Below are 26664 nucleotides of genomic sequence, written 5' to 3' on the forward strand. Positions count from 1 at the left end.
AGTTACGGATGCGGTCGACACAATAGAACTTCCCGGCTTCAGGTAAGGAAGCGCGGCCTTCGTCATATAGAAATGCGGAAAAATGTTGGTGCGGTAGGTATTCTCGAGCTGTTCATTTGAAATGTCCAATATGCTTTCCTGAAGGAACTGGACTCCTTGGTTCAAAATAAGTATGTCAAGCTTCCCATAGCTTTCAAGTGTTCTTTTTACCACTTCCACGGAAAAAGAGGGCTGGCGCAAATCGCCTTCAATCAGCAGGCAGTGGCGCCCATAACGTTCTACCATACGCTTGGTCGCTTCGGCATCCTTCCGTTCATACAAGTAGGCAATCGCAATATCCGCCCCTTCTTTGGCGAAACCGATCGCGATGGCGCGGCCGATGCCGCTGTCGCCTCCGGTGATGATAGCGACTTTCCCCGCCAATTTTCCGCTCCCCTTATATTCGGGATTGTCTGATATCGGAACAGGGTTCATTACATACTCCAAACCGGGTTGTACGTCCTGATGCTGTGGCGGAAAAGTGATCGGTACCTGCCGGCATCGTAACTCATAACTGTAATACGGGTACTTTGGAATCATGCGAATTCCTCCATTGCTCTTGTAGTCAAAAGCTAAACATATTGCTCCAAGTAAATTTTGTTGCATCATTATAATACCTCCGTCTATGAAAAGGGAATTTTAAAAAAGAATTTCCCCTAAGACGAGGCATGACTTTTATGTTAACTATTCATCCCTCGACTTAGGAATGAATAGCTGGCTGGTCATTTTCAAAAATATCTAAATATAACCTCATGATTTAACCCTCCCACGAATTGTATTTTCTCAATATTAACACATTTTCATTAAGGAAATTTACTTAACTTATCATTTTCTTAAACACCTCTGCGCGGCACGGTTTGGCATGGTGTAAACAGGCTAACCAAGAATCCCTGTCGTTCCGATGAAGAATCCTTCTCCATCGCCCAGCTGTTTGGTAGCGCCAAACATGCCGCCAGCAACAGTCACCGGTTCCATAAAATGCACATAATCTTTGAAATTGAAAATGTTGCAAAGTGCATAAAAAAAAGACCTCGAATATGAGGTTAATTTTTTACGTCATCTTCAACTTTAGTTTGTTAAAGTTAATATATCATTTTATTTCCTGAATTTTTCAGGGTTTTCAATTCTTGTTGAAATTATTTCTCCACAATTTAAGCAGAAGGTATAGATTTTATTTGAACCCATTGATAATTTCTTATCTAATGGTTTTATGGGCATAAAATCGGTTCCTTCTGCAAATTCAGCACCACTACATTTTGGGCAATTTTTATCATTAGACAAATTCATCACATCCTCCACATTCTTATAATTAAAAGCACTATTGGATAATCCTGCCCGTCAGCTTCATTATAATTTTAACAGAATTTTCAAATATTAAAAATCCATATTATAAAACAACAATCTTTTAGAAAACAGACTTTAATTAACAAATATGGCCGATCCCCCAAAAAATCCCTGCAAGCGATGATAGGGAAAGTTTGTCATATAGCAAAGGGTCAGTCCCCCCTATTAAGTTAGGTGAAAATGGAAATGGATATTAAACCTTAAAAATGATAATATAAAAGAAATCGTGAAAGGAGGGAAAGTAATTGGAAAAGCTGATTTTACAAACTCTTCAGCAAATTAATGAAAAACTTGATGATCAGTCTAAGAAGTTAGACGAGCATAGTGCAATTTTGAATGAACATAGTGTTATTTTGAAAGAGCATAGAGCAATTTTGAATGAACATAGTACTATTTTGAAAGAACACAGTGCTATTTTAAAAGAACACAGCGCTATTTTAAATGAACATAGTGCTATTTTGAATGAACATGGGGAAACTTTGAAAGAACACAGTGAAATTTTGAAAGAAAATGGAGAAACTTTGAAAGAACACGGGAGTATCTTAAGAGATTTAAGGTCAGGACAAGAGGCTTTAAAGGCTGAAGTAAGTGAATTAAAGCTTCAATATGCTAAAGATTTTGGCGAAATAAGAGAACAGATCAAAGATATCGAAGTTAGTATTGAAATTTTAAAAGAAGAGAGCTGGAACAACAGAATGGATATCCGCAGAGTTCAAAAAACTTTGGGGCTTGAATAAGGTGCTTAACACCATGAACACAATTGAAAAATTATCAAAAGGCAAAGTTTAATAATATCCAGATATCATTGCACTCAACCCCTTTACTTTTCCTTTATATATCATTCTCTCCATTTATATCTCCATGCAAAATCATAGTTTTTTATTTTTCTTTTTCCCTGGTTATTCTTCAACCCTTTCGCTAGTAACCTATAGCCAAGTAGAAACAAATTTCATTTCCGAGGGGATTCAGCTGCTTGCACAATCGCTGAGGGAGTTGGAAAAAGATGAAGGACTCGAATGATCGGGTCTATCATTCTTGTATACATTTAACAAATAAATAGTAATTTAGACTTGCTTCCGCAAGAAGAAAATTATAGTAAAATATTTTATAAAGGTACAGCTAAGGAAACTTAGCGTCACAAAGCTATAGGGGCTAAGGGCTAACCTTTGCCAGCCAGCTGCCATTACCAAAGAAAATTGAACACACAAAAGGAGGAAGTTGGTAATGTTGAAAAAAGGATTGCCGATTTTACTTGCATCGATGCTTGTCGCATCACCTGCATTCGCGGCCAAGCATGATGGGAAGCAGGAATTGCGAGAAAAGCAAGAGGAAAAAAGTGAGATTGTAAAGAAACAAGAAAAGAAAAAACAAGAATTAAAGAAAAAGCAGGAAAAGAAAAAACAAGAATTAGCGAAAAAAGAGCAACAAATACTCGAGAAAAAATTGGCTCAATTGAATAAACAAGTGAGCAAAATTGAAGAACGAATGAATAAAGTGACGGCCGACATTCAATCGCTCAGCCAGCCGACGAACAAAACGGCAGAGCCAGAGGAAACGAATACGACAGCGACGCCGACAGATCAAACAAAATCGAGCGAGCCAGCTACAACCGAACAAACAGGCGCTACGGCAACGGATTCCACATCTTCTACATCCGTTTCGGAAACACAAGCTACTACATACACTAAAACAACAACTTCTGTAGAGCAGCCTGCAGAAAATCAAGATGATAACGAAAAAGGAAATGCGAATAATCAAGACAATGGCGAAAAAGGAAATGTAGAAGATCAAGACGATAGCCAACAAGCAAAACAAGAACGAATCGATAAGTTAATTGGCAAGCTGCTTTCGCTTTCCAATCAAATAAAAGAAGTGACAAATGAAGTTCGTGCATTAGAAAAGAAAGTTGGCACAAAAAATCAAGAAATTCAGAAATTAAAAGAAAAAGTAAAAACGTTAAATGAGCAAATGCAGCAAAATAAAAAAGCGTTACTCAACTTGTTGTAATGAGCACCGATATCGAGTGCTCTTTTTTTATGCTGTTACAACCATGGATTCCCCCTTGGCTCACTACAGAAATTTCAAACAGCCTCCCTTTGAAATGATTCATTAGAAGATATTCCGTTTTTTACTTGCCGGTTTGTATATGCCACTTCCAAAGCATCCACAAAGTCCGCTAAAATTTGTCGTAAACTGAACAATGAACCATTTGCTACATTACTTGCTCTCATAACCACTATTTTCTTCTACTTCTTCCCATGTCATATAAATACGAACAATATCTTCTTCAATTAATTGTGTTCCTGTTTGCACTTCAATAAATTCTAAATCAGTAATTGCTTTAATTCCATGTTTCGCACCGGCAGGAATTTCAAGCACATCGCCCGGCCTCACGGGACGAATTTCTCCATTAAAAGCAAATTCTCCTTCACCTTTAATGATGTTCCACACTTCAATCCGATGATGATGCATTTGGTAGCTTAAGTTTTTACCTGCTGTAATTCCGATTCGTTTTGTTATTACTTCTCTTCCATCTTCTAACTTTGTATAATCTAATACCCGATACCAGCCCCAGCGGCGTTCTTCGTACATTGGACGTTGATCAAAATCATTGACAAGCTCTTTAATCTTCTGACTTGCTGCTTTATCGGAAACTAAAATACCGTCCGGACTCGCCGCAACAATGGCGTTCGACACTCCTAATACGACAACCGGAAGTTCCAACTCATTAATTAAATGAGTATTTTCCGAATCGGCAATAACGCCTATACCGATTTGGCTTTTTGCCATTTCTTCTGTTAATGTATTCCATGTTCCAAGGTCTTTCCAATGACCATCATAGGGCAATACAACAATTTGTTCTGTCTTTTCAACAACCTCATAGTCAAAGCTGATTTTTGGCAGCTTTTCATACTGCTTTAATAACTCATTATATTGAATGGGAATTCCTTTTTCTTGCAGCAAGGAAATTATAAAATCAAGCTTAAACGCAAACACGCCGCAGTTCCAAAGCGCGCCTTGTTCAATTAATTCAGCTGCTTTCTCTTCGGTTGGCTTCTCTGTAAAATGACTAACTTTTAAGTAACTGTTATCACAAGTTTTAGAAGCAGGAACAATATAACCGTACTTTGTTGATGGATACGTTGGCTCAACACCGATTAATGCCAAATCTGCACCACTCTTAAGTACGGTTTCCTCTAAATCTTTCACTCGATCAAAAAAACGGTCCTCTACATACGGATCAACAGGCAACACCACAACAACTTCTTTTAAGTTAATTCCCTGCACACTATAGAAATATACCGACGCTAACGCAATAGCCGGAAATGTATCGCGACGCATCGGCTCAATAATAATCGGCACATCTTTTCCTAATTGGCTTTGAATCATATCTACTTGCATTTTACTAGTGGCAATAACAGCCGAGTCAGCTAGGCCGACATTTCCTAACTGGCCCCAGACACGCTCAACCATCGACTGAAATTCACCATTTTGATTCTCTAAAACTTTTAAAAACTGCTTTGAGCGGGCATCGTTTGATAACGGCCAAAGACGTTTGCCGGAGCCGCCGGAAAGTAATACAAGTTTCATAATTCAAATAACTCCTTTTTTCAAATAGGCGGATTAAATTTCCTCAATAAATGATAAAAAATATAATGGTAGTTTTTTAAAACCATCCCCGTCTTTCTTTCAGAGCGGGGATGGTTCACATATTAAAATAACAACCCTTCTCCAATACCTATGTGATACATATAATACAGGCCATATAAAATACTAATCATCGAAGCTATTTTTACAATTGACTGATAAACTATTCGCTTATCTTTCATCCAGATAAACGGCAGCCCTAGGATAGTAGTGAAAAACATCATGCCAACGATTGTTCCCACACCAAATATAAGTATAAATAGCAGCGCCTGCAGTCGATTATCAACGGTTGTTAAAGTTAACAGGATCATTCCGGCACTTCCGGCTAGTCCATGAATAATTCCAATTAAGATTGATTTTGCATGCAGATGGTTGATTTTCATTTCTTTTCTAATAGGATTCATATAAGCGGAACGAAAGCTTGCAATTCCCAAGGCTACGATCATTACTCCAACGGCTAGTTCCAGCCACATTGCCGTTTTTTCCGGTATTTGCTTCTCCATCCCGATCATAATCATTCCAATGACAGATAGTGTTGTGGTATGGCCGATCCCCCAAAAAATCCCTGCGAGAGATGATCGGGAAAGTTTGTTCGTTCGGCTCGCAATCGTCGATACAGCGATAACATGATCCGGTTCGGTTGCATGTTTGATGCCTAAGACAAAGCCAAAAAGCAAAATCGGGAATACGGTGCTCACCGCTACTTCATCTCCTTAATCTTAGTACTTTCGCAAAAAAACAGGTTCTTCGCGTAAGCATTCTTCGCGAATAAACTGATGAATCATTTGAAAAATCGTTTCAATTACATACGTTTCGTAAGCTAAAACACGTACAATCAATCCCGGAATAATAGGGGTAGACCACCCAAGGTGTGCAGAAGCAGGAAAACTCGCTGCCATCCTTTCAAATTTTTGAAGAATATCCTTTGTAATAAAAGGACTAATCACAAAAAGAGAACCAAAGTGAGTATATCCTTCCATTCGTAGAATTCCTGTCAACCCTGTGCTTGGTTCTAAATAGAGATGATCAAACAACAATAAATTGCCTTCATAATAAAGCTTTAATTTCGAACGAAACCAATCGTAGCGAAACAGCTCGCCGCTTTCTGACCACCCCGGCGTAATAATATCCCCATAAATGAATGTAGAACTTTCTTTCATATAAACGGTCGTTTCTTGATAAAATTGAGCCTTTTCATAAGCAATAACTGGATCAGGAAAAAATTCGAGCACGCTTTGATCATCAAGGGAAAACAATGTATACTGCTGTACCGGCTCCTTGATTGTCTTATATATTTTTGTTGCAGATTGCGTGGTGGCAATCAAATGTGCACCTTCTTGCAGCATGATTTCCGTCTTATATCGATCTCCGTCTACATACCCTCCTCCTACATGAATCAAGTAAATCGTCGGCTGAGATGGATGAAGGTATATCGGCCGGATCATCTTCATCGCACCCTCATAATAGGAATCGGAAATAACCGTACGGCCGTTTTTCTCCATGGCCGTACACTGCAGCAGTCCTGACCAGCTCATTCTGCTAACCCTGCCAACATCACTTGTTTGTTAATCCATTCCACTACTTCAGCTAATCCAATTTCTTCTTTTAAATTGGTGAAAATAACCGGTTTTGTTCCGCGCGCCGCTTTTGCATCCCGCTCCATCACTTCTAAACTTGCTCCTACATAAGGGGCAAGGTCGATTTTGTTAATAACCAACAAGTCGGATTTAATCATTCCTTGTCCACCTTTGCGCGGAATTTTTTCCCCTTGCGCTACATCAATCACATAAATAGAGAAATCAACGAGTTCCGGACTGAATGTGGCAGCCAAATTATCACCGCCGCTTTCGATAAAAATAATTTCTACCTCTGGGAAACGTTCTTTTAACTCATCAATCGCCGCAAAATTCATCGAAGCATCCTCACGAATGGCTGTATGCGGACATCCTCCGGTCTCTACGCCAATAATCCGGTCTTCCGGCAGCACACTATGTTTCACGAGAAACTGTGCATCTTCTTTTGTATAGATATCATTTGTTACGACTGCCAGGCTGAATTGGCTATGCAGCGCCCGAGTAAGCTTTTCTACAAGCATCGTCTTTCCGGCGCCGACCGGACCGCCGATTCCTATTCTTACTGGTTCCATTTCCATTTCATCTCCTTTTCGAAAAATTAAGACATAAATAAGCGAACGGAAAGTCGTTCATGCTGCATTTGCGCGATTTCCAATCCCGGTGCTGCCGCTCCTAACTCCTCTTCTGTCAACGTATGGACCTTCTGTACTGCTTTTTTCAAATGCGGCTGTACAAAGACGAGCAGCCGCTGCCCATCGGTCTGGCCAAGCGGAATACCGCGAACCGCATTTTGAACAAGAGCTTGGACTGAAGTATATAAATACGATAAAACTGTCGTATCTTTCGGAATTTCCAAATGATAGCAAACGATGGCGTAAACAATAGCAGGATGCATATACGCGCGTTTCTTTTTATCATCATTCCATATGTCAAAAGGATAGATTTCACTGCAAATTTTCCACATTCGTTCCCCGATCATCCGCGTTCCTTCTCTTGTTTCTCTCGCCGGGCAAAGTGCAGCCAGCATGTCATTTAACCGCCATACATCCTCTTTCGATTTTTCCTCTAAAAAATCGTACGTTAACCGACATGCCAATCCATCAGTATACGTCAGCTGCGTTTGAATATAAGCACAAAGAGCATCGCGAAACGTTTCATAGTTATTGATTTTTTCATTGGAAATATACGTTTCAAAACCAAAGGAATGAGAAAATGCTCCGGAAGGAAAGTTCGAATCACAAAGCTGCAATAAAGGCAGCAGCTTATCCATCATGGCGATGACCGATATGACGAAATGCTTGTTTTACTTTTCGTTTTTCCCGCTTATACGGAATATGTAATTGTTTTAGCAGCTCTTCTACTAAGTAGTCATATTGAACGAGCATTTCCTCTCCTTCAAATTGAGCAGGCAAATGACGATTCCCAAGCTGATGCGCAATTTCTCCCATTTGTTTCATTGATGCTGGACGAATGGCAAGCAAATCATCAGGCAGCACACTCACAACAATCATATTTTTCTCATCCATAAATAAGATATCGCCATCGGTTAATTCCTTTGTTTCTTTTAAACGAATCCCTAATTCTTTGCCATGATCAGTGACAACGCGTTGAATTCTTTTTACTAAATCATCGCTGTTTAAATATACCCGCTCTATATGCGGGGGCAATTGGTCCAACATTCCAATATTTCCGACTATTTGTTCTACAATCATGTTCTTATCACCTCAAAATAAAAAATATCGCTGCGCCATTGGAACAACTTCTGCAGGTTCACACGTAATAAGGGTTCCGTCGACTTTTACCTCGTACGTTTGCGGGTCGACATCAATCTTTGGCATCGCATTGTTATACACCATATCATTTTTCGACAAGCTTCGAATGTGTTCAACCGGTTGAATGATTTTTTGTAAATGAAGTTTCTGTGGGATCTCAAGCTCAAAAGCTGCTTTCGATACAAATGTAATAGACGTGTTATATAAGGCTTTTCCATAACTTGAAAACATCGGCCGATACATGACCGGCTGCGGAGTCGGAATGCTGGCATTTGGATCTCCCATTACGCTGTAGGCTATCATTCCCCCTTTTAAAACAAGTTCCGGTTTTACGCCAAAAAATGCAGGATGCCAAACGACTAAATCGGCTAATTTGCCCACTTCGATCGATCCGACGTACTTCGCAATCCCATGGGTAATCGCCGGATTTATCGTATACTTGGCAATGTAACGCTTTACTCGAAAATTATCTCCTCTTCCTTTTTCTTCTGGCAATCTTCCAAATTGCTTTTTCATCTTATCCGCTGTTTGCCATGTTCGCAAAATCACTTCTCCGACGCGTCCCATCGCTTGCGAATCGGAGCTGATCATGCTAAAAACGCCTAAATCATGGAGAATGTCTTCTGCCGCAATTGTTTCTTTACGAATACGGGAATCCGCAAATGCAATATCTTCGGGAACAGACGGGTCTAAATGATGACAAACCATCAACATGTCTAAATGCTCATCTAGTGTATTTTTTGTAAAGGGCCGCGTTGGATTTGTAGAAGAAGGCAATATATTCGGAAAACTTGCTGCTTTAATAATATCCGGCGCATGTCCCCCGCCCGCTCCTTCCGTATGATATGTGTGAATGACGCGCCCGTTAATCGCCCGCAGCGTATCTTCGACAAATCCTCCTTCATTCAATGTATCGGTATGAATCGCCACTTGCACATCATATTCGTCGGCGACTTGCAAACTCGCATCAATGGCCGCTGCTGTTGTCCCCCAATCTTCATGAAGCTTTAAGCCAATGGCTCCTGCGCGAATTTGCTCCGTTAACGGCTCTTTCGCCGATGCATTTCCTTTCCCCAAAAAACCAAAATTCATCGGAAATGCTTCGGCAGCTTCCAACATGCGGTGGATGTTCCATTCCCCAGGAGTACACGTCGTCGCATTTGTTCCTGTCGCCGGTCCGGTTCCTCCACCGATCATCGTTGTAATCCCCGATGACAACGCCGTTTCGATTTGCTGCGGACAAATAAAGTGAATATGGGCATCAATTCCTCCTGCGGTGACTATCTTCCCCTCCGCTGCAATAACTTCTGTTGCCGCTCCGATGATGATATTGACCCCATCCATTAACAACGGATTGCCCGCTTTCCCGATCGCAGCAATCTTGCCATCTTTAATCCCAATATCTGCTTTATAGATTCCGGTGTAGTCCACAATCATCGCATTTGTCAGTACTAAATCCATCGATTCAGAACGTGTAGCCAGCGGGTGCTGCCCCATTCCATCGCGAATAACTTTTCCGCCGCCAAATTTCACTTCATCGCCATAGACGGTAAAGTCTTGTTCGATCTCAATCCATAAATCTGTATCCGCTAAACGAACACAATCACCTGTTGTCGGTCCAAACATATCTGCATATTGTTTTCGCGACATTTGAAAACTCACAAAATTACTCCCCTTTCTTGTTTTCATCAAGCGGACCGTTGACAAAATTATTCAATCCATAAACACAACGTTTGCCAGAAAAAGCAACAAGCTCCACTTGCTTTGCATCCCCGGGTTCAAAGCGCACCGCTGTTCCTGCAGGAATATTTAAATGCTTCCCATACGCAGCTTCGCGAGGAAATTCAAGAAACGAATTCACTTCAAAAAAATGAAAATGAGATCCAACCTGGATGGGGCGATCCCCTCGATTTTTCACCATGATTGTTGTTATCGGTTTATGTTGATTACAAACAATTGCTTCTTGTTTTAACAAATATTCCCCTGGTATCATAATTCCCCTCCCCTTTTAACGAATGGGCTGATGAACCGTAACGAGCTTTGTACCATCAGGAAATGTCGCTTCCACTTGTATGTCTTCGATCATTTCCGGCACTCCTTCCATCACATCATCACGGGTTAAAATCGTTGTCCCATATTGCATCAGCTCTGCCACCGAACGTCCATCGCGCGCACCTTCTAAAATTTCATATGTAATTAAAGCTATTGCTTCAGGATAATTTAGCTTTAATCCCCTCTCTTTGCGGCGCCGCGCGACATCCGCCGCTACCACAATAAGCAGCTTCTCTTGTTCGCGAGCAGTTAATTTCAATGTTCTCTCCTCCCTTCTTATACAATTAGGAACTGTTGAATGTCATTCATATTTGTTTCACTGACATGCCCGTGTTCGACAACGGTGCCGCGATCGAAAATGTAAAAGTAGTCAGCACATGAAAAAGCCAAATCTAAGCTATGCTCTACAAGAACAATGCCAACCCTTTTTTCTTTTGCAATTTTTACAATAACATCACGAATAAGCTGTACGATCGATGGTTGAATTCCTTCCATCGGTTCATCAAGCAAAAGCAGCTTAGGCTGCCCAATAAGCGCACGGGCAATGGCAAGCTGCTGCTGCTGCCCACCGCTTAAATCTCCCCCTTTTCGATGCAGCATTTCTCTTAATATAGGAAATAACTCATAGATTTCTTCTAAAATCTGTGTTTGATTGACTTTCTTGGAAAGTGCCTCAAACCCCAGCAATAAATTTTCTTCCACTGTTAACGAAGAAAAGATTTCCCTTCCTTGTGGAACATAGGCAATTCCCTTTCTTACTCTCTCTTCAGGAGGTAATGAGGTAATATCTTCATTCTCCCACTCGATTTTCCCGGCAATCGGTTTGATCAACCCGATGATGCTTTTGATAAGCGTCGTTTTTCCGACACCATTTCGCCCAAGAACCGCTGTAACAGCACCTTTTGAAACGTCGATGCTTACATTTTCTAATACAACACTTTGTCCATATCCGGCTGCAACGTTTTGAACCCTTAACACGCTTTCTCCTCCCTTCCCAAATAAACTTCTACAACTTTTTCATTTTGCTGAATGTCCTCCATTTTTCCCTCACATAATACTTTCCCTTCATGCATGACTGTAACTTGTTTAGAAAAACGCCGCACAAAATCCATATCATGCTCCACAATGACGACAGCACAACTGCGCGCGATTTCATGGATCAGCTCCCCTGTTCGTTCACGTTCCGCTTCGCTCATTCCGGCAATCGGTTCATCAAGCAGCAACAGTTGAGGAAATTGGATAAGCTGCATTCCAATTTCCAGCCACTGCTTTTGGCCGTGTGAAAGAGAACCGGCCTTTTGATCGGCATAATCTAATAATTGGATACGCTGCAGCAGTGCGATGATCGTATCCCGCTCTTCCTGAGACAACTTTCCGCGTAAAATAGCAAACAATCCACGATCTTGTTTTAAAGCCAGCTCCATATTCTCCCATACCGTCAACTGATAAAAAATCGATGGACTCTGAAATTTTCGCGAAATGCCAAGCCGTACAATTTTGTGTTCGGGCATTTTGGTAATATCGTGTGAGTAAAATAACACATTGCCGCTGCACGCTCTTGTTTTTCCACAGATCACATCTAGCAGAGTCGTCTTTCCCGCTCCGTTTGGTCCAATTAAAAATCGTACTTCGTGTGGATAAACTTCAAGATTTACCCCTTGCAATGCGTAAAATCCATCAAAATCCACCGACACTTCACGACACATGAGCACTGGCTTCATTTGTTCTCCCCTTCCTTTGTTCTTTTCTTTGCTTAATAGACTGATATACACCTACAAGTCCGTTTGGTAAAAACATGACCATACCGATAAATAATCCGCCTAAAAACAGCAGCCATATATCAGGATAATTTTCACTAAAAAAGCTTTTCGCACTGTTCGTAACAATAGCACCTATAACAGCTCCAATTAACGAACTCCTTCCTCCGACAGCAACCCATAACACCATTTCAATCGAAGGAATAATTCCCATCATAGCCGGAGAAATAAGTCCTACTTGCAAAACAAACATTACGCCGGCGAGCGCAGCAAATGCCGCGGAAAGACTATAGACAAACACCTTGTACGTTGTTGGATTAAAACCTAAAAAGCGGACCCTGTTTTCACCATCGCGAATGGCTACAAGCACCTTGCCGAATCGGCTCATCGTTAACCAACGGGAGAAAAGGAAAATGAACAAAAGCAAAGCAACGGTTAAAAAGTAAAGAATAATTTTTGTAAGAGGAGAAGATAAAGAGATACCGAAAACGGTAGAAAAATTCGTTAGTCCATTCGTTCCTCCTGTCCATTCCTGCTTTCCGATGAACAATGTAACAAAAACAACAACAACAGCTTGCGATATTAAAGAAAAATAGACGCCTTTAATCCGATTTCTAAACGTAAAATAACTCAGAAATGCTGCCAGCAGCACCGGAATGATAATGGCTGAAGAAAAAGCAAATAGAGGATTTTCAAAAGGTTTCCAAAACCATGGAAGCTTTGTTACACCGCTCCATTCCATAAAATCAGGCAACCGCCCATGCGAAGACTCTAATTTTAAATACATTGCCATACAGTAAGCTCCTAAACCAAAGTACACACCATGACCTAAACTTAAAATCCCTGTATAGCCCCAAATCAAAGAAATCCCTATCGCAATTATGGCAAAGCAGAGAAATTTTCCGAGCAGCGATAAGCGAAATTCGGTTAAATAAAACGGTGCTGCAAACAATGCAAGGAAAAACAGCCAATAAAGCGAGCCTTTTTTTATCATCTTTAACACCCCCTTAATCGAGTGATCTTGTTCTCACACTGACAAGCCCCGAAGGCTTCCATTGCAAAAAGGCGATAATAAGTGCAAAAATAATTACTTTTGCCATCGTCGCACTTGTCGAATACTCCATCAACGTACTAACTAATCCGATTCCAAACGCTCCCAACACCGTACCGATTAGTTTCCCTATCCCTCCTAAAATGACAACCATGAACGCATCGACAATATAATACGTTCCAATCGTTGGACCAATCGGACCGAGCAGCGTCAACGCACAGCCAGCTAAACCGGCAAAACCGGAACCAATGGCAAACGCATATGCGTCGACTTTTCGAGTAGAAATCCCAAGACAAGAAGCCATATCCCGATTTAACGTGACCGCCCTCATTCTTCGGCCGGCCGGCGTTTTGTTTAAATATAGATTAAGAACAAAAATGGACAGGATGACAAATGCTAAAATAAACAGCCGTTTGTACGGAAAAACCATTCCCGCAATGCGAATCCCTCCATCTAACCATCCGGGAGGAAGCACCGCTACATTAGGCGCACCAAAAATCGTTCGCGCGAGTTGCTGCAAAATCAAGCTAACTCCCCATGTCGCCAATAAACTATCCAACGGCCGATGATATAAGTGCCTGATTAATATTTTTTCTAATCCCCAGCCAAGGAGAGCCGAAACAAAAAAGGCAACAGGAATCGCGACGAAGAAATAATATCCCATGGATTGCGGTGCATACTTGGCAAATATTTGTTGAACGACGTACGTCATGTACGCTCCCACCATGATCAATTCGCCATGAGCCATGTTGATGACACCCATTAGTCCAAAGGTAATCGCCAGCCCTATAGCAACAAAAAGCAAAATCGAACCTAAGCTGAAACCGTTAAAAACTTGCGTAATAACTACGGACAACAAAGCCTCCTCCTTTCTTGGAAATGGAAAGGAGCCAAAACTCCTTTCCACAACTAATGTTTTTAATTTAAATCTTTCGCCCATGGATAGGTTTTTAAGTAAGGATCCGGCTTGATCGGCTTACCGGAATTCCATAGTTCCTTAAACTGTCCATTTGACTGGATTTCTCCTATTCTCACAATCTTCCATGTGTGCTGTGTTTTTCCATCGATTTTCACCGTTCCGCCAGGCGCTTTATACTCAATGCCATCTGCCGCTTTTTTCACCTTATCGACATCAAAAGAACCTGCTTTCTTCACTGCTTCCGCCCATAAATGAACGGCGAAATACGCTGCCTCGATCGGGTCATCAGTGACTCGATCCTTCCCGTATTTCTTTTTATATTTTTCTACAAACACTTTATTTTCCGGTGTATTAGTTGACTGGAAATAATTCCACACGGCAAGATGACCAGCCAACACATCGGGGCCAATTCCACGAATTTCTTCTTCTGCGATGCTGACAGACATAACAGTCAAATCTTTTGCTGTAATCCCGGCATCTTTTAATTGCTTAAAGAAAGCGACATTACTGTCTCCGTTTAATGTATTAAACACAACATCCGGCTTCACTTCTTTAATTTTGCTAATAATCGTGCTATAATCCGTATGGCCAAGCGGAGTGTACTCTTCGCCTACCAATTGTCCGCCCTCTGCCTTTAATTGAGCTTTAATAATTTTATTTGCTGTGCGTGGAAACACATAATCAGAGCCAAGCAAGAAAAATTTCTTCCCTTTATTTTTTAGAAGCCAGTTTACTGCCGGGACGATTTGCTGATTGGTTGTAGCACCTGTATAAAAAATATTTGGTGATGACTCCATCCCTTCATACTGTACTGGATACCAAAGCAACCCATTATTTTGCTCTACGACAGGAAGCATTGCTTTTCGGCTTGCTGATGTCCATCCTCCAAAGATCGCCGCCACTCTGTCTTTCTGCAGCAATTTATTCGCCTTTTCTGCAAATGTTGGCCAATCTGACGCACCATCCTCAATCACAGGCTCAATTTTCTTACCTAGCAGACCGCCTGATTGATTAATCTCTTCAATTGCCATTAACTCCGCATCACGCAACGATACCTCGCTAATCGCCATCGTACCGCTCAATGAATGGAGAATACCTACTTTGACCGTGTCGCCCGTTCCCGATGAGCTTGTTTCTTTTTTATTTTCCTTCACCTCATCGACTGCCGACGATGCTGCACATCCGCTTAATACAAACACAAGCCCGCATAAAAGCAAGACTAACAGTTTAAAAGCTTTCCAATCCAATCTCTTCATGTAAACACTCCTTACAAGATTCTAATTATTTTGATATAATTAGAATCAGGCATACCATTGCACATATGATGCCTGATTTTGTGAAAGCTTCTCATGGCCGTGAGAAGCTTTTTTTCTTTCCTCCTTTCTTTTATGTAATATTACATAACATAAAATGTAATATTTAATTTACATTATACATAATTTCCCCATTTTAACAAGGCGAAAATCTAAAAATATATTATTTTTTGAATTTTTATGTTAGAAAATATAACATTAATATTTATAAAAAAAACGGGGCTGATTCATATGGCAGAGAATCAGACCCGTTTTTGTTCATATATTAGAATGAAAGTTCTTAAATGTGATCGATGGCTGCTCACAATATCAGAATGAAGGCTCATTTATCAATATTTGCTAGCGACATATATCCATATTTAATGCTCATTACTCTCATTCCTTAAAATTTAATCAAACGTTTGATTAATAAATTGAATTTCAAAAGCCCAATCTTTATACGTTTTATAGATTTTCCGAAACACAGATTCTCAAAATAATCTTCCGTAAACTACGATTCACTATCCCTTTAAGCAACAATAATTATTGATGTAATTAGGGAAAATGCAATTATGTATAGTTTTCTTTAAAAATCCGATGAGGAAACTATATAAATATAAATGGTTAACAAAAAAATGATTCATCACCACATTTTGTGATTTAACCAATAAAAATGAAAACACTCACAGATTCCTGGCAATAATGTTAGCGCCTACTTAACATAACAGGAGGTTCTGTAAGTGTTTTCTGTATCACTAGATTTGCCAGAATTTGAAGTTGTTAAACAAGTATTTCTTGAAGATTGCAATCTGTTACATGTTGAGAAAAATACGATGGAAGAACGTTGTACTTTTTGCGGCTTTTTTACCAGTAATGTCCACGACTGGCGGACAAGAAAAGTTCGTGATCTATCTATATTAGGCAAACCCCTTTTCTTATTTGTCAGAGTGAACAGATAACGTTGTCACAACTGTAATGAGGTATTTTCCCAAACATTTGAATCGATTAGCCCTAAAAAACATCAGACCAATCGATACAGAGAATATCTGTATCAAATGTGCAATGGATCCACTATTCAAGAAGTAAGTCGAAAGGAAAAAGTTCCTTATACGACAGTAGAAAGAATTTTTTATTCCATCACTAAAGAAAAAGAAATGGAACATTTAGAACATCTTGATAGTGTTTTAGTAAACAATGAACTAGTCCTTAGCCTTGATGAAGTAGCTGTTCGAATGGGGCACCGATAGGAATTGGTTCTAATGGATGTCCAATCTGGGAGCGTGCTTGGTATGGAACATCAACGTAGTCATGTTTCTACTCAAACCTTACTCTCCAAGGAGATCCTGGCTAATAAATGTGTTCAAACCGTTGTCATGGATATGAGGGATCCCTTTCATAAAGCTGTTAAATCCATATTTCCAGAGGCCTGTAACGTCATTGATAAGTATCATGTAGTGCAAAAAGTAACCCAAGCACTTGATCAAGTAAGGAAGAAAATTCCTAGGCTGAAAAAAGAACGGTTTAAGCTCTTGAAAGGTTCTGAAAAGCTAACGGCTAATAAAAAACAACAATTAGACGAAATGCTCGAGGAGCGCCTAGAGTTGTCATATACGTATTTTCTAAAAGAGCTATTTTGGGAAGTTTACCAAACACCGGACTTTGATACAGCTAATTCATTCTTGGAAGAATAGATCCAACTTGCATGGAGCAGCCCATTTCCGTCATTCCATAAAGTTGCCAGGACCTTAAAAAATTGGAAAGCACAAATACTGCAATACTTCTTACACCCTTTACAAATGGCCGGATTGAAGGCACAAACCATAAAATCAAGAATATCAAAAGACGCGCTTTTGGTTTCAGGAATTTAGACAGATTTCGGCTACGTGTATTTTCAGAATGTACAGGTAAAACTTATAAAAATCAGGCTGCCTAACCTTGTCCTTCATCAGCTTTCCATAGTGTAGTTGGTAGAAAGGAAGCCGTTGTAGCCGTCAAGGAAAGCACTTGACAGCTTCCTTTCTACCAACTAAATGGTCTGTAAGCTGACGAAGGGGCTACTCTAAATTGAGTACCAATCTAGCTAACTTATTTCAGGAATTGTATGGACATCACAGAATATGGTGAAGAGACTAAATAAAGATGCAAAAAATTAAATCAAACCAAATGAAGTTATAAGTGGCTGACATCACATACTTCCAAGGGATGAAATTGGCTTTATCTAGCTATTGTTATGGTTTTGTATTCAAAAATTAGTCAATAAAACAAAACTTCCTCTTACCTTGGGGAAGTTTTGAAATGTAAAGATACTAGTTGGAATTATTAACTTGATCAATAAGTGTTTGCAGTTCTTCATTATTTTCAATAGGGTAATTTGATTTTAATTGATTAAAGTATTGTTCCATTTTGGTTGGATCTAGTCCTGTTAAATTATCATGTAACGGTAAACTTTGCAATAAAAAGTAAACTGTATTGGCTGTTGCATCTTCGCTTTCCAATTCTTTATTTAAAAGATTTAACTCGTTAGTAATATGACCTGTACTAGCAGATCCTACCCCGAAAGAATTTACTTCTTTAAAACGAATTTGCAAATTAAAGTTTTCTTTATCAAGTACGGTAGGTTCGAATTTAAGATATAGTACTGGATAGCCGTTAATTGTTTCCCACTCTAATGAAGTAATGGTAAGATCCTTTTGACCCCAAACAGTTATTTTTCCATCCTCAAAAAGTTCTTCTGGATTCGTGATAGTTTGATAGTTATCTGGAAGTATGCCAGGGTAAAAAACATAACTAATTTCATCAATGGTCTGGCCAGATGGGATTGCTCCAAATTCTCCAGGAGAATCTACAGGTCTGTCTCCAATCATGTTTGAGGTTTCAATAAAAGAATATCCTTTAACCTTATTTTCGTTATCAACTGCAACTAGCAAAAACCCGGAGTCTGATTCAGCAATTGGAATCGGTCTGCCAAGTATATAATCTTGTCCTTCTGTAAATTCACTATTATATTCCAAGTTCACATTCTCATCCGCAACAGATTTAACTTTAAATTTCACAGCCCCTTCCGGTAACTCAGGAAGCTGCAAAATAGAAACTGTTCCTGGAATCGGTCCTGATGAGACATGGAGACCATTTAATGGAAATTGTTGTATTGGACCAGTTGCTAAAGGCAAATTAATAGTTTCAGGTTCAAGGGTGAGTGGCGATACAAATACCTTTAAGTTTTCCTCATTTCCTTCTAACAAATTACCAAAACTAATTGTAAGTTGATTGTTAGAATCTCTTCTAATACCCGCTTCAAACTTGAAGTTGTCTCCGGCAATGTCACCAGAAACAAAGCTTAATAATACATCGTTCTCATCATTCGGGTTATATACTTTTATTAGATCATGATCTCCATGCTCTTCAACTGAAACTGCAACTGATGCCGGAAGTCGTGAGTAATCTATCTCTCTATTAAAATTGAGTGAAATTGAATCACCTGAAGAAAGCTTTGAGTTTTGATCAACATCCTCAAAAGAAAAATTTTGTAGTATTTCGTTAACAGGTTCCTCATTTGATTCCCCGAATGGAGCAATGGCATTTCTTAAGGATCTTATTTGAGTTAAAAGTTCTTTAATGGTCGCCTGCTGGTTATTTAAAACAGCTTTTGCATTATCGAGAGCCTTTTGTAGTGCATCTTTTTCATCTATTAGATCTGGAGTATGTTCTGCATTAAAGTCTTCGACTATCTTTTCTCCATTTTCCACTAATTTTTGAAGAGATTCTATAGGTTTGAGATAATCGTCCTTAATAACGCTATCCTTTTCTAATTCATTAATTGGGATGATATTTACATTCTGGCCATTATTACTTATTTCCATAGCAAAAACAACCCAATATAACTCATTACCTTCTCCTTCTGGCACAGTGAATGTTTGATCTGCTGTTTGTGACTTCCCTTTGAACACTTTTACATTTGCAAGTGATTTTCTTAAGCTTGTATCTCCCCTATATTGACCCGAGTAATTATGCACATAAAATACATACTTCCCATCCCTTAACTTTCGGAGTGTTGTAGTCTCAGGCCCATATGATTCAACATCATCCCAGTCCAAATCAACATAAGTGACACCATTATCTTGAAAAACTTTATTATTATAATAGGTGTGGAAATCAACTCCATCCAATGTAGTACCTTCTAAGTGAGAGTCAAGGTCACTAGGTTTCTCTCCCCAAGATAACATGATTTTAAGCTCACCAGAAGCAGCGGCACGAATAGCCGTTTCATTTTGATTAATGTTATATACGTCTTCTGGTGCTGACGCGTACATATAAGATTTAACAACATTTGGACCAGAGAATTCCCCGGTATATTCTCCAAATTCTCCTTCAGGCAAGGAAACGGAATAATAACCATATTTATCTGTAGTTGCTTCTGCAACAATATTTCCCTCGGTCACGCCAAAGCCCTTACGGAACTTAATGGTTACTCCTTCAAATCCAATTCCTGCTACATCTGTAATTCTTCCTTCAAAACCATGTGAGATTTTAATCTGACTAGTCTTCGCTTCTCCTTTTAGTTTTTTGGACGTAGAGGATGGCTTAACAGTTACATTTAGAGTTTTTCCTAAATTTCCTTCGAGTGGAAGTGGATCAAAAGTAAATCTTTTTTGATAAGGAATATAATTTAAATTTGTTAAATCTACTTTTTCCCCATCCAACGTTGCTGACACTTCAAAATCATCTTTTGTTATTCCAGCAACAAATTGATCAAATTCAACTGAGATACTAGCTTGAGTAGCTTTTATATTCTTAATGCTTGTTTGCTCTTGCTGGGAAATACTTTCATTGATTAGCTCTCCACCTACAGTTACAGTTGTACCATTATTTAAGACTACATTTTGCGGTCTAGTTGATAAAGTAGAACCGTTCACGTTAATTTCAGCCGTATTAATTCTACCTGTACCCAATACCGTTGCCACTGCATTTAATACAAGGGTTCTAATATCCGTTTGTTCATTTAAATGTAAACGAACATTCGTTGCTCTGGAATTGATTGTTTCAAATGTACCTATTAATTCAACAGATAAATTTTCGTTTGTCGTTTGTAAAGTTTCACTTACTGTTATATCTGTAAATCCATCTGCATTTTCATCAAGATTTTGTTCTTCGATTTTACCATAAGATTCAAGTTGTACTTCTACTACTCTCGTACTTCCGCTTGCAACAATTCGAACTGCACCATTATTTTTATTAACAATAACAGTTGCTAGAACGGAATCCTCAAAGTGGATGCTATTTGCTCCACCACCTCTAACATAAGTAGTTCCTTCGACCTTTACATTTTTGAGGTTTACTTCTCCATCTCCAACATTTTCTGTAATAATAAGATCGCCCTTAATAACCATATTTTTTAACGTAACACCATCTGCTGAAATCGTTACATTGCCATTCACTTCTCTTGTTCCTGTTGCAGGTCCATAAATTCCAGCTGTATCATATGTAGTACGATTATCTGGTGTTGGATTCGGATTCGGTGTTGGATTAGGAGTAGGTGTTGGTGAAGGATCAGTACCTTTCTTCTCATTATATTTTTTTGTTACATTTTCAATTTTTTCTTTTAAGTTACCGTAGAGCTTTGATTCTTTTTGTAATTTTCCTAGTTTTATCCCTTCTTCTGCAAGAGAGTTTGCTAAATTTACATATTTTTTTGCATCTTCTAAATTGTTTTCTTGAAGAGCCTTTTCGGCACGATCAAGCTGCATTTTAATAGAAACAGGGTATAAAGCCTGCTCTTTAACAGCTTCTGCTGACTCTTTATATAGTTTTCTAATTGCATCACGTGTAGTTTTCCCATATACACGATCTAATAGAAATGATTGCTTTTTTATTTCATTAGATAATTGGTGATAAGCTATTACCGTTTCGTCGTCAATGACATTTGCACTTAACTTTTCTACAAGTTCTCTTTTCTTTTCATCAATTTTCTTACCTGCGTTTACAGCGTCTATGTAAGCAACAGCTCTTCCAGTTTTTCCGGGTGTTGTACTTATGTATAATTCCACGTTTTGCTGCAGACGAGCTTCAAAAATTGTTTTTTCTTTACCTTTTAATTTACTCACTGCTTCTTTTGCTTTTTTATAAGCAGCCTTCGTTTTATTGTATATATCCCAAGGAATTTGTGTAAGATCTTTGTTTGTACCCTCAACAGAAATAGCCCATTTTAAACTCCCGGCATAACTCTCTGCTTGTTTGACAAGCTTTTCAACTTCTTGATTTTGTGATGCTGCAGCTACTGGCAAACTAGTAACAAAGGCACTAGACATGACAGTAGAAGCAATAAGAATTTTCGAACTCTTTTTGCTTTTTTTCATCTAGAATCCTCCTTTAGTTACAAAATCTTACTTTATTATAAATAAAAAATAAGGAAAATGATACTATTTTTCTAAATATTTTTACAATTTTCATTTCTTAATACCTAAAAAACCATGTATCTAGATAAATGAAAAGGTGGCTCATCTAAGACAAGCCACCAAAAGTACTATAAATAGATATTTTGTTGAGAACAACGATAAATTCGCGTGTTTGAAATGTTTTCCCTACAAGTTCGCATAGTGTAACATCTTTTAATAGACTTGCTACAAGTCTTTTCTTAATAGCATTTTCTGATAGTAACTATTTTAACGGCTAACAAAAAAATAAACAGCCTCCCGCTGAAAAAGATTCAGCAGGAGGCTTTCCTGTTTACTTCGCGTTTCGGCTATGCCATTTCCAAGCACTAGCGATAATCTCTTCAAGTGAATATTCCGCTTTCCAGCCAAGTTCTTCGTAGATTTTTTGCGATGAAGCGACAAGGCGGGCCGGGTCACCCGGGCGGCGGTCGGTGTATTCAATTACCGCCTTCCGCCCTGTTACTTTTTCACATGTTTCAATCACTTCTTTAACGGAATAGCCTAAGCCGTTGCCAAGATTGTAGATCGCAGTTTTCTTTTTGCCGTCAAGAAGAGCTTCTAACGCAAGAATATGCGCGCGCGCAAGGTCGGTGACATGGATGTAGTCACGAATGCATGTCCCGTCCGGAGTATCGTAGTCGGTTCCGAAGACAGAGATTTTGTCACGCTGACCTAATAAATGTTGCAACACAATCGGAATTAAATGCGTCTCCGGGTTATGGTCTTCTCCAATTTCCGCTGACTCATGCGCCCCAGCAGCGTTGAAATAGCGAAGGGCGACATAGTTAAGCCCATAAGCAGAGGCAAAGTCCGCTAAAATTTGCTCAACCATTAATTTTGAACGGCCGTATGGATTAATTGGGTTCGTTGAATAATCTTCTGTAATCAATTCAACATTTGGAATTCCATATGTTGCCGCTGTTGATGAAAAGATGAAATTTTTAACATTATATTTCAACATTGTCTCTAGTAACGTTAGTGTTGCTGCAACGTTGTTTTGATAATATTTCAACGGATCAACAACAGATTCACCTACTAAACTATTTGCCGCAAAATGCATGACGGCTTTAATCGGGTATTTTTCAAAAATCGCATCTAGATCAGCTCGATTACCTAAGTCGCCTTGAATAAACACCGCACGCTCATCGACTAAATATCGATGGCCAGTTGATAAATTATCAAGCACAATTACTTGTTTTTTTTCAACTAACTCTTTCACTAAATGGCTGCCGATATAACCGGCGCCGCCAACGACTAAAATCATACAAATCCTCCTAACAAAGGCGTATATGAAAACAAATCCGATAGATTAATTATATTAAAAAACAATATGATTCACCAATTTCATGCCGCATTTTCTAACTGGGCAAGCATTAAAGATCTTTAAGATATAAAAAAGAGGCAGCATGGAGCTGCCCCTTTTAAAATGAGTCAACTTGATAAAACTAATTTAACTGCTTATTTCTTAAATTCTACTGTAAAGCCGTTTGCTTGGAAGGTTCTTCCTGCTAATTCTCCTAATTTTATATCCTCGAGAGCCTTTCCTAATTGATTATTAATCAATTGATTAAGTAGTTTAGCAACTTCAGGAGACGCAGATTCAGCAAAAGAGATTAGTATTTGGCTGAAATCCACTTTTGTTTCTTGCTCTATATCCCCTATAGTAGTATCTAATTTGTTTTTATTAATAACTACTTCTATTGTATTATCACCCTTTTTTGTAATCGTTCCAAATTCATTCGTGAAGGTTGTTATTGCTTCTTTACTGGCTCCCAGATTAATTGTAATGGTAATTTCAGAACTTTGACCACCGCCTGAACCTACTAGAACACCTTTAATTATAATAGGATCTGTTAAAAATGCAGTACGCAAGTTTCCTAAACTAATTCCCGGGGCGCCAGTATCTAAAGGGCCGAACAGATCTTTTGTAGTTATCTTTGTCCCTGGCAGTTCAATTGGAGAACTAATCCAGTTAGTATATCCTCTAGCTGTTAAAGAAGTCACCTTTACTTTTACGTTAGTACTTGGATTTGTCCCAATTTGAATTTCTGTTAAGACATCATTGTCGCTTTTTCCAGCTAAATTTAATGTATTATTTTGAACTGGAACGCTGACACCGCCAATTATGGCATTGACACTTGTCAAAGAAGGGATAACTACACTTGGTCCTCCCCCACCTCCTCCTGGAACTGAAGGTGGTGTATTCGGCGCCGGTGGCGTCACCACTTCTGGCTTATTTCCTTTAACTTCGATTCCCTCATCTGCCTTTTTAATTGTACCTTTGTTGTCTACTTCTACTTTACCAGTTACAGATGGGTCTTTTTTGATTTCCTCTACAACTGCTCCTTTTGCGACAGCCACACTTGCTACTGCATTCAATTTTATTTGTTTAACTGTAGCACCTTCTGAGATTGCTATTTTTGCATTTTCGCCAGTTACATTTACAGATGTAGCTGAAAGATTACCTTTTAAAACGACACCTTGAGAATTTGCAGAACCCTTTGCTGCAATTGTAATAGTTTCAAATGACCCAGCCGCTTTTGATTCTAGGGCTACACTTCCTTTCGCTCCTGCTTTTTCAGAAACAACCAGGCTTTTTACTTTTACACCTTCTTGCGCTACAAGGTTAGAACCGTTCGCATCATTGACTACCACACTATCGGCTTCTACACCTTTCAAATAAAGGCTGTGGTCAGCAACATCTTCTACAATAATGCTTCCTGAGGTTCCATTTACTTTGTTCACTTTTACATTTTCAAGATAAACAGTACCTGCTCCATCAAGCGAACCTTTTACTACAAGATTTCCATTAATAGTGACATTTCTCAATTTCACATGTTGATTTTTTCCGGCAACGATATAAACTGTTTTGTTTATTGTCTCGCTTCCCGATACCGGACCGAATGTAGAAGGTGAAGCTGAATTGGTAGATTTAGCGATATATAAAACTCCAAATTTATTAAATTCTTTTTGAGTATTTTCTAGTTTTGACATGGCGCTTTTCATAATGGCGCTTGTTTCTTTTTGGCCTTTTTTAGCTGCTTCCCTTACTAAAAAATCAACATTGCTAAGATGCGTTGCAGCCAAATCTGTATTTTTTTCTTTCAATGCTTTTTCTGCACGGTCGATCTCAATTTTAATAGAAACAGGATATAATAATTGCTTCATCAGATTCTCAGCTGAGTGTTTGTAGTAATTGCGGAATTCGTTCCGTGTGGTTGCACCATACACTCGATCAAGCATAAAAGCATTTTTCTTTATTTCTTTTGAGAGCTCATGATACAACTTATCTGTTTGGTCATCGACGATATTCTTATCAAATCTGCTTTTTAATTCTGAATATTTCTTCTGGATTTTCAAACCGGAAGATACAGCATCAATATAGGCAGCCGCTCTGTTAACATAAGTTGCTACATTGGCATCAAGACGTGCTTGTAATACTTCTTTCTCTTTTCCCTTCAAAGCCGAAACAGATTTCTTAGCTTCCGCAAGAGCCTTCTTTGTGTCGTTGAATAGCTTCATATTTGGATATCCAACGAGATTGTTAGGATACTTCGTTTTTCGATATTCAATCGAAACTTCCCATTTCAGTGCACCAGCAAGCTTTTCAGCTTTTGCAACCGCTTTTTCTGCTTCTGAAACAGAGGCAGCATCTGCTGTGTTCGCGACCGCAAATGCAGAAGTTGCAACCGTAGCAGCTAATACTGTTTTGCCTACTATGTACTTCTTTTTTTTCATAAATATACACCTCTCTTAAAACTAATTTTCTGTTCGAAAGGGCCGATCATGGAAAAACTATACAATTTTATATATTAATCTTACCATTTTAGTAAAATTGACACAATCTTATTTAAAGTTTTCCATTTAAATAGGATAATGGAAAGAAAAAATTGTAAAAACAATCATAATTAGAGAATAGAAAGGATTATTTATGAAACGTTTTGGAATGGTTGTAATTTTGTTATTAATGAAAGTCTGTGTATTGGTATGGAAAAATATTTCATCCCCGTTTGTATCCAATCTACTTCTTCGTGAGATCTTCTGCTAACTAAATTGTTAGCAAACGGAAAATCTATATGAAAAAAATGACTAATGTCACATTTCATATGCAACGAATAAGGGAACATTAGACCATTGATTTGTAAATCAATTAATGTAAAATTTTAGATATATGATTTCACAAGAGGGGAAAACTCATGAAGAAGATCTTAACTGCAGTTTTAGCAGCAATAATTAGCTTAAACGTCTTCTATCCTAGTATTATTGCTAAAGCCGATATACCAACATATTACCCAGTTCCAGAACCTAAAGGTGGATGGAAAGTTTCGCAAACATTAAAATATCAAACAATAAATACAAAAGATGCTAAAACTTTCGCCGCAGGGGTCGCAGGATACTTTGCAGGTAAGATTAAGGGAACAGGTACTGCCGCATTAGCTTCAGGACTTACAGCTCTTTGGAGCAGCAAAATAAAAGGGAAAACAGCTTATATCACAGCAACATGCTACTACAAAGAAAATGCTTATATTAGACGGAACAAAGTTGTATATACCTTATACTCAGATAAAGCAAGGAAACATAAAATAAAAAGCTATACAAGAGAATCATATTTTATTAAAAAAGTTAAACGATAGAACAATCGATAGTAAAGGGCAATTATTAATTGCCCTTTACTGATTTTTGTGTCTTGAAGTGGCCTTTTAGCCAAATCTGAATTTCTTTGAATTCTAAAAAATGAACCGCCCCTCTACTAAGCAAGGTGGTCCTATTTCGACAAGTGATAGC

General features: G+C 38.8%; 25 protein-coding genes, 1 pseudogene and 1 riboswitch. Of the genes and pseudogenes, 7 read left to right on the top strand and 19 right to left on the bottom strand.

Annotation, left to right across the window (positions count from 1 at the left end; all coding sequences use genetic code 11):
* Positions 1-579, bottom strand: a pseudogene (locus BMMGA3_RS14870) (SDR family NAD(P)-dependent oxidoreductase); the annotation flags it as partial.
* Positions 580-1134: 555 nt separating this feature from the next.
* Positions 1135-1326, bottom strand: a complete 192-nt coding sequence (locus BMMGA3_RS14875) for a hypothetical protein (RefSeq protein ID WP_003346596.1) — start codon at positions 1324-1326, stop codon at positions 1135-1137.
* Positions 1327-1628: 302 nt separating this feature from the next.
* Between BMMGA3_RS14875 and BMMGA3_RS14880 the strand changes: the two genes are divergently transcribed.
* Together BMMGA3_RS14880 and BMMGA3_RS14885 are read left to right on the top strand one after the other, a co-directional pair.
* On the top strand, positions 1629-2120 hold the full coding sequence (locus BMMGA3_RS14880) for a hypothetical protein (RefSeq protein ID WP_003346597.1): 492 nt from the start codon (positions 1629-1631) through the stop codon (positions 2118-2120).
* 365 nt (positions 2121-2485) lie between these two features.
* A riboswitch (cyclic di-GMP riboswitch) is annotated at positions 2486-2568 on the top strand.
* Between the two features lie 39 nt (positions 2569-2607).
* On the top strand, positions 2608-3390 hold the full coding sequence (locus BMMGA3_RS14885; RefSeq protein WP_003346599.1) for a hypothetical protein: 783 nt from the start codon (positions 2608-2610) through the stop codon (positions 3388-3390).
* 210 nt (positions 3391-3600) lie between these two features.
* On the opposite strand, the gene BMMGA3_RS14890 is transcribed toward BMMGA3_RS14885, so the two are convergent.
* The 14 genes from BMMGA3_RS14890 to urtA all read right to left on the bottom strand — a co-directional run bounded on the left by BMMGA3_RS14890 (position 3601) and on the right by urtA (position 15412).
* The gene (locus BMMGA3_RS14890; RefSeq protein WP_003346602.1) at positions 3601-4974 is read right to left on the bottom strand and encodes a sugar phosphate nucleotidyltransferase; all 1374 of its coding nucleotides are present in this window, start codon (positions 4972-4974) and stop codon (positions 3601-3603) included.
* Positions 4975-5096: 122 nt separating this feature from the next.
* Complete coding sequence (locus BMMGA3_RS14895; protein ID WP_003346604.1) at positions 5097-5729, bottom strand: HoxN/HupN/NixA family nickel/cobalt transporter; 633 nt, start codon at positions 5727-5729, stop codon at positions 5097-5099.
* Between the two features lie 21 nt (positions 5730-5750).
* Positions 5751-6566 carry an urease accessory protein UreD gene (locus tag BMMGA3_RS14900; protein ID WP_003346606.1) on the bottom strand — a complete coding sequence of 272 codons (816 nt, stop codon included), beginning with the start codon at positions 6564-6566 and terminating at the stop codon, positions 5751-5753.
* Positions 6563-7177, bottom strand: a complete 615-nt coding sequence (gene ureG, locus BMMGA3_RS14905; protein WP_003346607.1) for an urease accessory protein UreG — start codon at positions 7175-7177, stop codon at positions 6563-6565. Before ureG ends, BMMGA3_RS14900 begins: the two co-directional genes overlap by 4 nt.
* Before the next feature lie 26 nt (positions 7178-7203).
* Entirely contained in the window at positions 7204-7875 is a 672-nt protein-coding gene (locus tag BMMGA3_RS14910; protein ID WP_003346608.1) for an urease accessory protein UreF, read from the bottom strand.
* Positions 7868-8317 (bottom strand): urease accessory protein UreE, encoded by a 450-nt coding sequence (ureE, locus tag BMMGA3_RS14915; RefSeq protein WP_003346609.1) that lies wholly within the window; start codon positions 8315-8317, stop codon positions 7868-7870. The genes BMMGA3_RS14910 and ureE overlap by 8 nt, the downstream gene beginning before the upstream one ends.
* A gap of 12 nt (positions 8318-8329) precedes the next feature.
* The gene (gene ureC, locus BMMGA3_RS14920) at positions 8330-10039 is read right to left on the bottom strand and encodes an urease subunit alpha (protein ID WP_003346610.1); all 1710 of its coding nucleotides are present in this window, start codon (positions 10037-10039) and stop codon (positions 8330-8332) included.
* 4 nt (positions 10040-10043) lie between these two features.
* Positions 10044-10370: an urease subunit beta gene (locus BMMGA3_RS14925; protein WP_003346611.1), complete on the bottom strand. Its 327-nt coding sequence runs from the start codon at positions 10368-10370 to the stop codon at positions 10044-10046.
* A 15-nt stretch (positions 10371-10385) separates the two neighbouring features.
* Complete coding sequence (locus BMMGA3_RS14930) at positions 10386-10688, bottom strand: urease subunit gamma (protein ID WP_003346612.1); 303 nt, start codon at positions 10686-10688, stop codon at positions 10386-10388.
* 17 nt (positions 10689-10705) lie between these two features.
* Positions 10706-11407, bottom strand: a complete 702-nt coding sequence (gene urtE / locus BMMGA3_RS14935) for an urea ABC transporter ATP-binding subunit UrtE (protein WP_003346613.1) — start codon at positions 11405-11407, stop codon at positions 10706-10708.
* On the bottom strand, positions 11401-12150 hold the full coding sequence (urtD, locus tag BMMGA3_RS14940; protein WP_003346614.1) for an urea ABC transporter ATP-binding protein UrtD: 750 nt from the start codon (positions 12148-12150) through the stop codon (positions 11401-11403). The genes urtE and urtD overlap by 7 nt, the downstream gene beginning before the upstream one ends.
* Positions 12125-13180 carry an urea ABC transporter permease subunit UrtC gene (gene urtC, locus BMMGA3_RS14945; RefSeq protein ID WP_003346615.1) on the bottom strand — a complete coding sequence of 352 codons (1056 nt, stop codon included), beginning with the start codon at positions 13178-13180 and terminating at the stop codon, positions 12125-12127. Before urtC ends, urtD begins: the two co-directional genes overlap by 26 nt.
* 13 nt (positions 13181-13193) lie before the next feature.
* The gene (gene urtB / locus BMMGA3_RS14950; protein WP_003346616.1) at positions 13194-14093 is read right to left on the bottom strand and encodes an urea ABC transporter permease subunit UrtB; all 900 of its coding nucleotides are present in this window, start codon (positions 14091-14093) and stop codon (positions 13194-13196) included.
* Between the two features lie 62 nt (positions 14094-14155).
* Positions 14156-15412: an urea ABC transporter substrate-binding protein gene (gene urtA / locus BMMGA3_RS14955; RefSeq protein WP_003346617.1), complete on the bottom strand. Its 1257-nt coding sequence runs from the start codon at positions 15410-15412 to the stop codon at positions 14156-14158.
* 776 nt (positions 15413-16188) lie between these two features.
* Here urtA and BMMGA3_RS18500 point away from each other — a divergent pair.
* The 4 genes from BMMGA3_RS18500 to BMMGA3_RS18515 all read left to right on the top strand — a co-directional run bounded on the left by BMMGA3_RS18500 (position 16189) and on the right by BMMGA3_RS18515 (position 17381).
* Positions 16189-16407, top strand: coding sequence for a transposase family protein (locus BMMGA3_RS18500; protein WP_237712804.1), 219 nt, complete (start codon positions 16189-16191; stop codon positions 16405-16407).
* A 96-nt stretch (positions 16408-16503) separates the two neighbouring features.
* Positions 16504-16695: a hypothetical protein gene (locus tag BMMGA3_RS18505; RefSeq protein ID WP_237712805.1), complete on the top strand. Its 192-nt coding sequence runs from the start codon at positions 16504-16506 to the stop codon at positions 16693-16695.
* A 42-nt stretch (positions 16696-16737) separates the two neighbouring features.
* A complete protein-coding gene (locus BMMGA3_RS18510) occupies positions 16738-17139 on the top strand; it encodes a transposase (RefSeq protein WP_259674469.1) in 402 nt (133 codons plus the stop codon).
* A 62-nt stretch (positions 17140-17201) separates the two neighbouring features.
* On the top strand, positions 17202-17381 hold the full coding sequence (locus tag BMMGA3_RS18515; RefSeq protein WP_259674470.1) for a transposase: 180 nt from the start codon (positions 17202-17204) through the stop codon (positions 17379-17381).
* 373 nt (positions 17382-17754) lie between these two features.
* On the opposite strand, the gene BMMGA3_RS16820 is transcribed toward BMMGA3_RS18515, so the two are convergent.
* From BMMGA3_RS16820 to BMMGA3_RS16825, 3 genes are all read right to left on the bottom strand, one after another.
* Entirely contained in the window at positions 17755-21801 is a 4047-nt protein-coding gene (locus BMMGA3_RS16820) for a DUF2135 domain-containing protein (RefSeq protein ID WP_003346618.1), read from the bottom strand.
* Positions 21802-22171: 370 nt separating this feature from the next.
* The gene (gene galE / locus BMMGA3_RS14970) at positions 22172-23143 is read right to left on the bottom strand and encodes a UDP-glucose 4-epimerase GalE (protein ID WP_003346619.1); all 972 of its coding nucleotides are present in this window, start codon (positions 23141-23143) and stop codon (positions 22172-22174) included.
* Positions 23144-23337: 194 nt separating this feature from the next.
* Positions 23338-25617, bottom strand: a complete 2280-nt coding sequence (locus BMMGA3_RS16825; protein ID WP_003346621.1) for a hypothetical protein — start codon at positions 25615-25617, stop codon at positions 23338-23340.
* Between the two features lie 458 nt (positions 25618-26075).
* Between BMMGA3_RS16825 and BMMGA3_RS14980 the strand changes: the two genes are divergently transcribed.
* Entirely contained in the window at positions 26076-26513 is a 438-nt protein-coding gene (locus tag BMMGA3_RS14980) for a hypothetical protein (protein WP_003346623.1), read from the top strand.
* The last annotated feature ends 151 nt before the right edge of the window (positions 26514-26664 follow it).

It is taken from the genome of Bacillus methanolicus MGA3 (assembly GCF_000724485.1).
GTDB lineage: Bacteria > Bacillota > Bacilli > Bacillales > Cytobacillaceae > Bacillus_Z > Bacillus_Z methanolicus_A.